We start from the raw sequence: 1,061 nt of genomic DNA, 5'->3' as shown, positions 1-1,061 counted from the left end.
ACTCCTGCAGCACAAAGGACCGCGGCGGACTGTCAGCGGTAGTACTACTCGTCGTCCGCTTCCCCGCCAGGGCGGGAGGTCTGGGTGGCCAGGCTGTCCCAGAAGGAGGTGTCGGCGTCGGCAATTGATCCGTCAGCGATTGCTGCGGCGGTGGCAGTGAGGGTGGTGACCGTCTGCTTGATCAGGTTTCCGTTGCTTCGGAGGCCCAGGGCATAGCCGTCCAGGTAATGGTCGGACATGCCCCGCATCTCAAACAGGAGTGTCGCGATCCCGTATTCCACAGCGATCCCGTTGCGGCTGATCGTCTCGGCGCTGCCGCCCACATACTTGCCGAGGTGGCCCCAGCCGGTGGAGTCGACGCTGTTAAACACGACGGCACCCAACTGCTTGGACTTCTCGACAACTGCGGGATCGGCGTTCGGCGTGGTGGGGTACAGGATGGACCCGGACACCAGCTTGCCGTCGCGTTCGCTGCGGGTGCCCTGGTGGTGCAGGTCGATCATGTAATCGATCCGGTACTTGCGCATCACATTGTTGTGCAGCGCCTGCGTTTCCGGCTGGACCTTGGCTACGTGGTCGCGGTTGAGGTCCACCTCTTCGGCGTTGTACCGCGTCATGTTGCGGTCACCCTTGGCCAGGTAGTCGTCCAGCGGGAAGTTCACGTCCCCCATGGCGCCGTCTGCGTTGAGCATGGGAACGACGAGGATGTTCGCGCCGTCGAGAACGTCCCGAGACTTTCCGGTGCCCAGGTGCTTGACGAATTCCAGCGCGCCCTCGGTGGTGAGCTGCTCGTTGCCGTGCTGCTGCGTCAGGTAAAGGATGGTGGGCTTCGCCGGATCCGACATGTATTTGACCAGGTGGATATCCCGGCCCTTCACGGTCTGGCCGATGACCTCCAGCTCCATGGCGCCCTGGCGGGCGTCCTGGTCCTTGAGGAAGGAGACCATTTGCTCGTAAGTGGCGAGCTTCGACGTGGTGATTTGGCCGTTGCCGTCATAGTTGGGGCCTTCGCCCACGGCCATCGCAGGTGCCGGCGCGGCCACTGCTGCCAGTGTCAGGGC

1 protein-coding gene is annotated in these 1,061 nt (G+C 63.4%); it reads right to left on the bottom strand.

The genetic code is table 11. The annotated features are described in order from the left end of the window. Window positions 1-44: 44 nt before the first annotated feature. Window positions 45-1,061 (bottom strand): M14 family zinc carboxypeptidase (locus AC5RWX_RS33685; RefSeq protein WP_494100485.1); only part of this gene is annotated, 1,017 nt, incomplete at its 5' end.

It is taken from the genome of Arthrobacter sp. SPT-J7, assembly GCF_059089965.1.
The sequence above is the reverse complement of the archived record's forward strand: the minus strand, read 5'-3'. Positions and strand labels throughout refer to the sequence as shown.